Raw genomic sequence first — 6,356 nt, 5'->3', positions numbered from 1 at the left:
GAACAAGGTTTAGTTTGATATGTAAAATATTATTTTCTATCGTTACGAGGAACTTTTTACTGTCAAGAGTTTTAGGTGGCAGTTTTTTCCCGATTGGGGATTCCTCAGCAATTATACGTACACTTGGTAATCTGACTCCTAATGGGGCAGGGATGTCTGCGTATTTAACTATTTTAAGAGGTGAAGGCCTCCCGGAAATTAATGATCATCTCTTTTTCCTCATTATTTTTGCATTTGCAGCAGTGATTATTGCAGCACTTAGTTTTCCAAAAAGGGGGTTGTCAAAATGAGGGGAATTTTATTAGCAAAATTTAAAATATTTATTCGGAACCCATTTACCTTCTTAATTTTTACTGGAATGTCAATTGCATTTGCTCTTTTGATAGGTGGAACTGGTGGTATATCTACAATTAGTGTCCCGGTTTATGCAGAAGATGAGACAATAAAGGACTCCCAGGTAGCAAATATATTAGCTGCGTCAGATGCCTATTCCTTTAACTGGATTACCGAAGATGAAATGCGAGAGGAAATATCAAACGGAAAAGCTGAAGTTGGTGCAATTTTACAGGAAGATGACTTTCAATTAATTGTTGGTGTAGATTCTCCCAATACAAATATGATTGAACAAACCATTCGTTCGGCATATGTGAAAGAACAGCAACAGCAAAGGATTTTAGAAGTAGCAAATGCTGAAACAAAAGCTGAACGAGAAGCTGTTATGGAAGAGTTACAGTCAATCATGGAGTCTCCGGTTTTCAATATAAATACAGAAAGCTTTAGAAGTACAGATTCCTTTGTTTTTGATAATACATTTCATACGCTGTTTGGATTTACCTTATTCTTTGTAATTTATACGATTGCATATAATGTATTACCTATTCTAATTGATAAAAAAGATGGGGTATGGGACAGGATTATCTTATCACCTGTAAAAAAATGGGAAATGTATGTAGCAAATTTAGTCTATAGTTTTTTTGAAGGCTATTTACAGGTACTCATTATTTTTCTTATTTTCCGCTACTGGGTTGGAGTAGATTTCAATGGCAGATTTCTTGAAACATTGCTGTTACTTATTCCGTATGTGTTTGCAATTGTGGCTTTATCCATTTTACTAACAGCATTAGTGAAAAATGAACAACAGTTTAATGCTATGGTACCAATTATTTCGGTTAGTATGGCTATGATTGGTGGAGCTTATTGGCCGATAGAAATAGTAGAATCGAAAATCTTACTCGCTTTGTCAAAAATTAATCCATTAACCTATGGCATGGAAGTTTTGAATGGAGTAGCTGTGTACGGTTATCCATTGGAAGAAATACTTTACCCAATAAGTATATTGCTGCTGATGGGTGTGGTGATGATTGGCATAGGAATTCATTTAATGGAAAGAAGACATGTGTAATGGATTCAATATATAAGAAGAAAAACGCTCATATTGTTTAGCATTGAATTTAGCAACAAATTATCAGTATAAATAGCAAATAAAAACGCTCAGAATTTATCTGAGTGCTTTTTACTTCGGTTGTTTTCGCATAAATTGAGACTGTGCACTGCTCATCCCACCAAGGTTTATCAAAAGAGCCTTTACTTAAAAATCTTCCAACGCCAATTCCCTTTTCAATTATTAACCTATTCCCGTATAATGAATTTATATACTTTTTTAACATTTGGAACTAGGAGGAATTGTATGCTAAATAAGGCATTGATTGAAAATGTACTGTCTGCTGCACTTACAACAGGCGGAGATTTTTCTGAAGTATTTGTAGAAGACCGCTATACGAACAACATGCATCATCAAGCTGGGAAATTGGAAAAAAGTCTTTCTGGACGGGATTTCGGTGTCGGAATCCGTATTTTTAAAGGACTCCAAAGTGTATATGCATATACAAATGAATTTTCTGAGGAAGGACTTCTAAAAGCAGCAAAAAAAGCAGCAGGAGCACTTCAAGGAGCCAAAAGCGAAGAAAATATTATCTTGCCAATGGAGAAAGAAATAATTCAAACAGCACACCCAATCCAATTTATGCCAAATAGTGTGGAGAAAAGTCGGAAATTAGCTGTATTAAGGAATGCCAATGATATCGTAACCAATTACGATCCATCGATTTCCCAGGCAATTGTAAGGCTACTGGATGAAGAACAAAATGTATTAATTGCGAATTCAGAAGGAACATTTGTAGAAGATAAGCGAGTTAGAAGCAGGTTAGCCATTGCAGCCATCGCAACGGATGGAACTGACATGCAGATGGGCTTTTACGGACCTGGTGCACTTCAAGGGTTCGAATTTATCGAAGGTTTAGATCTTAATCATTATGCAAAAGAAGCAGCACGTATCGCTGTCACCATGCTCCATGCAGATCCTGCTCCAAGTGGTAAATTTCCGGTAATTATCGATAATGAATTTGGCGGGGTCATTTTCCACGAGGCATGTGGTCATGGATTAGAAGCTGCAGCTGTGGCGAAAAATAACTCTGTTTTTGCCAATAAAATTGGAGAAAAAGTAGCATCAGACCTTGTTACATATATCGATGACGGGACGATTACTAATGAATGGGGTTCCATTAATATAGATGATGAAGGAGAAAAGGCACGGAAGAATGTATTAATTGAAAATGGTATTTTAAAAGGTTACTTGATTGATAAGTTCAATGGCAGAAGAATGGAAGCTGAGTCCACTGGTTCAGGACGAAGAGAATCTTATAAATTCGCTCCCACTTCCCGGATGACAAATACGTATGTTGCACCAGGGAAATCAACACCTGAAGAAATTATCGCAAATACCGAATATGGAATCTACGCAAAATACATGGGTGGTGGCTCTGTAGAACCTGCAACTGGGGATTATAATTTCGCTGCAAACGAAGCATATTTAGTGAAAGATGGAAAAATTGACAAACCAATACAGGGTGCAACATTAATTGGAAACGGAGCAAAAACCATTCAAAAGGTAGATATGGTCGGAAATAATCTCAGGCATGGTGCTGGTATGTGTGGTGCATCCAGTGGCAGCATTCCTGTAAACGTTGGTCAGCCAATGCTGCGTGTGAGTGAGATTACTGTCGGCGGAAGGGAGGCAAAATAAATGGAATTAACAACATTTCGTAATCAACTTTTTACAGCAGGGGAGAAATTAGGACTAACAGATTTAGAGCTATATTATGAAAAGCAGGAAAGCTTTTCCTGTCAAATCTTTAAAGGTGAAATAGATGGCTATGAATCATCCACTGTAAATGGTGTATCTGTTCGTGGACTTTATGATGGTCAGATGGGCTATGCCTATACAGAGAAACTGGATGAGGAGTCGATTTCATTTTTACTTGAAAGCATCAAGGAAAATGCACCATTAATAGAAGATGAACCTGAGGAAATGTATACAGGCGAGGGCGCAAGTTATCGGGAGGTAGATTATTACTCTACCAATCTTCAAGCTGTGACAGTGGAAGAGAAAATTGCCTTCTTAAAAGAAGTAGAGAAGAAAATTTATGCATACGATTCACGGGTTGTCCAAACGGATTATGCAGCGATCCAGGATGAATCCATTGAAAAGGAATTATTCAATAATAAAGGACTCGCTCTAAACGATCGAAATAATTTCCTCAACGTCATCTTTTCTGTCGTTGTCAAAGAGGGTGAGGAAATCAAGTCTGATATGTATTTTAAAATAACAAAGGACTTTGCTTCGCTGGATGCAGATGAAATCGCAAAAGAGGCAGTTGAAAAAAGCCTAAGCCACTTAGGTGAGCAAGCTTATCCAGACAAAAACTATCCAGTCATTCTTAAGAACAATGCTGCAGCAGCACTCATCACGACCTTTGCATCATCTTTTTCTGCTGAGACCGTTCAAAAGGGGCAATCACGATTAAAAGGGAAACTGGATAAAAAAATTGCATCTGAACATGTTACTTTATTGGATGATCCTTTTTTGCCTGAAGGAATTCGAAGTGGAAATTTTGATTCAGAGGGATTTCCAACAGGGCAGCTAAACGTGGTGGAGAAAGGGCAACTTAAATCCTATTTCCATAATTTAAAAACAGCAAAAAAAGATGGCGTTTCTTCTACAGGACACGGGCATAAACCATCCTATAAGGAAACAAATGGTGTCAGTCCATCTAACTTTTATGTTGTGCCTAGTGAGAAAAAGTATGTTGAGCTATATGAAAATCTCGAGGAAGGAATTATCATTACTGATTTAGCTGGACTGCATTCTGGCGCTAATCCAATTTCTGGTGATTTTTCACTTGCAGCAAGTGGATTTTATGTAAAGAATGGAAAAATCGGTGGACCAACCACCCTCATGACGATTGCCGGCAACTTTTTTGAATTCTTGCAAGAGATCGAACAAGTTGGTTCAGACCTTGAATTTTCACCAATGGGAGGATCTGGCTATATTGGATCTCCATCCCTAAAGCTTAAGGGATTGGCAGTTACCTTTGATTAGGGAAATGGGAAGCATGGAGACGATTCTTGTGCTTCCCTTTTTTTGAAACGATATAACGTGCAAAAGGTAGATTAGTAAGGTTGTCTAATCTATCTCTTTGTTTTGCTATTAACATTATTCCTTCTTTAGTATTTCTTTTTGCAAAGAAGTAGCAGCGAATAAAATCGCAATCACATAAATGCCACTCATCCAATCAATAGAATTTTCGTAAAGATTGTATAAATAAATTCTAGCAAATATATAATAGGTAAACGATTTTTTTCACTCAAAACCCTCCATAACTATCTAATAATAATTTACTATTAACATAAAAACTCAACACTTTATTTAGTGAATAAGACTGTCACATCAGCGATCTCCAATTTTAGTAAGACATCAGTTAATTCAGAACTAATTAACACATCCACATTCATATTCTTTGAATTTAAATTCTTTATAGAGTCTTAGCTCTGTAAAATCACTTGTGTCAGATAAATAGACTCTTATTACTGGAGCAATATCCTTTTTTGCTAAATGCTTAACGTAATTATCTAAATTATCCAGCGAGATTAAATGATACTCATTCATATCCTCAAACAAGTCATTATGTTCACAAACATCATATGTCACAGCAAGGTAATATTTCTTCATAATACCACTCCTATTTTGGCAATTCAGCCTTTTTTATTGTAAAATGATAGCACGAGGTAATTCAATATGGGTGTACAAAGTATCCCTTAATCTACTACAAACTGAATGCTAATATAAACCAAAAAATTGCAAGTCCGAACTCATAAAGATAGTTCTTAGTCTTTTGCCTTTGAAGATATTTTCCAACACCATCTAATAAAGAACCGACGCCTACTAATATAAAGATCAACTTAAGAAAGATGAAATCAAAGCCATTGATTATCCCGGAAATCAATAATATCGCCATCAATATTACGATTGTTGTTCTAATTATTATCATTGTTTTTGGGCTTTTCTCGTCCTCGTTTTGAAAAAATATTCCCATTTAATGACAACTCCTCAAACTCTTCTGCCAATTAGTTCAATAATTCAATATTACCATACTGGGATGATGGCTACTCACATTTATCTGCCAACAAAAAAAGCGTCAATCCTCCTCGGATCAACACTCCTATCTGAAGCTGATTTTAACATCTTACATATTTGCGTTTGAAACCAATCTTCCCTTTATCTACTTCCTTTTGAATACTTTCGTAAGCGTTTAGTATACTACTTTTTTTCTTTTCCCGTTTGATTTCTACAGGACCTTCTTCCTTTGCAGTTTCGACTGCCTTTTCATGCTGCGGCAAATATGATACTCCCACGGTGTATAGAAAATTATTCATTGAAGCTTTTGTTCGTTCTGGCGAATCGTGAATTGTTTTTTGAACTGTTTCAAGCATATTGGCAATCTTACTTTCAGGAAACTCAAAGTCCTTGCGATTACCTAAAAGCCAGCAGTAGCAACTCCAACCCGCAGACATTCTTAGTTCTTCGCCGCTGAGGATCCATTTATCAGCAACTTCCCCGGCAATATCTGCTTCCGCTATAGTTACTGCTACCACATAATCGGACAGCATATAAAAATATGCCGCATCCATCCAAGCATCAAAATCCATTTCCGTTATTGCTTTTGGATCTGCAATAATACCTGCAAAGTACATCGCATCATAGTTACCTGTGGCATAAAGCTCTTCCGCTATAGTTTGATTTATTTTTATTTTCTTTGCGATTGGTTTCTTAGCACCTGTAGCCACGCCAAAAAGCGGCTCGTGCGCACCATTGGATAGGTAGATTTTCTTCGTTCTTTCCTTGCCCAAGGCTTCAAGCTCTTGCATAACTGTTTCAAAATCCATCGTTTTGCCCTTCCTTTTTTTAAATATTAATACCCACTTCATTAAGCAATGAAGTTATATTCTTTTGAGTTTTC

At 36.7% G+C, this 6,356-nt stretch carries 6 protein-coding genes and 1 pseudogene; 4 read left to right on the top strand and 3 right to left on the bottom strand.

What is annotated here, in order from left to right; genetic code table 11:
- The 4 genes and pseudogenes from AC6HVZ_RS05830 to AC6HVZ_RS05815 form a co-directional block, all read left to right on the top strand.
- A pseudogene (locus AC6HVZ_RS05830) lies at positions 1–290 on the top strand (hypothetical protein); the annotation flags it as partial.
- On the top strand, positions 287–1,402 hold the full coding sequence (locus AC6HVZ_RS05825; protein WP_497557204.1) for an ABC transporter permease: 1,116 nt from the start codon (positions 287–289) through the stop codon (positions 1,400–1,402). The pseudogene AC6HVZ_RS05830 and the gene AC6HVZ_RS05825, both read left to right, overlap by 4 nt.
- A 285-nt stretch (positions 1,403–1,687) precedes the next feature.
- A complete protein-coding gene (locus tag AC6HVZ_RS05820) occupies positions 1,688–3,082 on the top strand; it encodes a TldD/PmbA family protein (protein ID WP_497557203.1) in 1,395 nt (464 codons plus the stop codon).
- The gene (locus tag AC6HVZ_RS05815) at positions 3,083–4,438 is read left to right on the top strand and encodes a TldD/PmbA family protein (RefSeq protein ID WP_497557202.1); all 1,356 of its coding nucleotides are present in this window, start codon (positions 3,083–3,085) and stop codon (positions 4,436–4,438) included.
- Positions 4,439–4,828: 390 nt separating this feature from the next.
- Here AC6HVZ_RS05815 and AC6HVZ_RS05810 read toward each other — a convergent pair whose 3' ends face one another.
- The 3 genes from AC6HVZ_RS05810 to AC6HVZ_RS05800 all read right to left on the bottom strand — a co-directional run bounded on the left by AC6HVZ_RS05810 (position 4,829) and on the right by AC6HVZ_RS05800 (position 6,282).
- Positions 4,829–5,068, bottom strand: coding sequence for a hypothetical protein (locus AC6HVZ_RS05810; RefSeq protein WP_497557201.1), 240 nt, complete (start codon positions 5,066–5,068; stop codon positions 4,829–4,831).
- 94 nt (positions 5,069–5,162) lie between these two features.
- The gene (locus AC6HVZ_RS05805) at positions 5,163–5,432 is read right to left on the bottom strand and encodes a hypothetical protein (protein ID WP_497557200.1); all 270 of its coding nucleotides are present in this window, start codon (positions 5,430–5,432) and stop codon (positions 5,163–5,165) included.
- A gap of 142 nt (positions 5,433–5,574) precedes the next feature.
- The gene (locus AC6HVZ_RS05800) at positions 5,575–6,282 is read right to left on the bottom strand and encodes a DNA alkylation repair protein (protein ID WP_497557199.1); all 708 of its coding nucleotides are present in this window, start codon (positions 6,280–6,282) and stop codon (positions 5,575–5,577) included.
- Positions 6,283–6,356: the final 74 nt, after the last annotated feature.

The organism is Oceanobacillus sp. NCCP-135 (genome assembly GCF_059698015.1).
The sequence above is the reverse complement of the archived record's forward strand: the minus strand, read 5'-3'. Positions and strand labels throughout refer to the sequence as shown.

Coding starts and splice junctions, on each gene's coding strand:
- AC6HVZ_RS05825 (WP_497557204.1), top strand. CDS start 287: ATGAGGGGAATTTTATTAGCAAAATTTAAAATATTTATTCGGAACCCA.
- AC6HVZ_RS05820 (WP_497557203.1), top strand. CDS start 1,688: ATGCTAAATAAGGCATTGATTGAAAATGTACTGTCTGCTGCACTTACA.
- AC6HVZ_RS05815 (WP_497557202.1), top strand. CDS start 3,083: ATGGAATTAACAACATTTCGTAATCAACTTTTTACAGCAGGGGAGAAA.
- AC6HVZ_RS05810 (WP_497557201.1), bottom strand. CDS start 5,068: ATGAAGAAATATTACCTTGCTGTGACATATGATGTTTGTGAACATAAT.
- AC6HVZ_RS05805 (WP_497557200.1), bottom strand. CDS start 5,432: ATGGGAATATTTTTTCAAAACGAGGACGAGAAAAGCCCAAAAACAATG.
- AC6HVZ_RS05800 (WP_497557199.1), bottom strand. CDS start 6,282: ATGGATTTTGAAACAGTTATGCAAGAGCTTGAAGCCTTGGGCAAGGAA.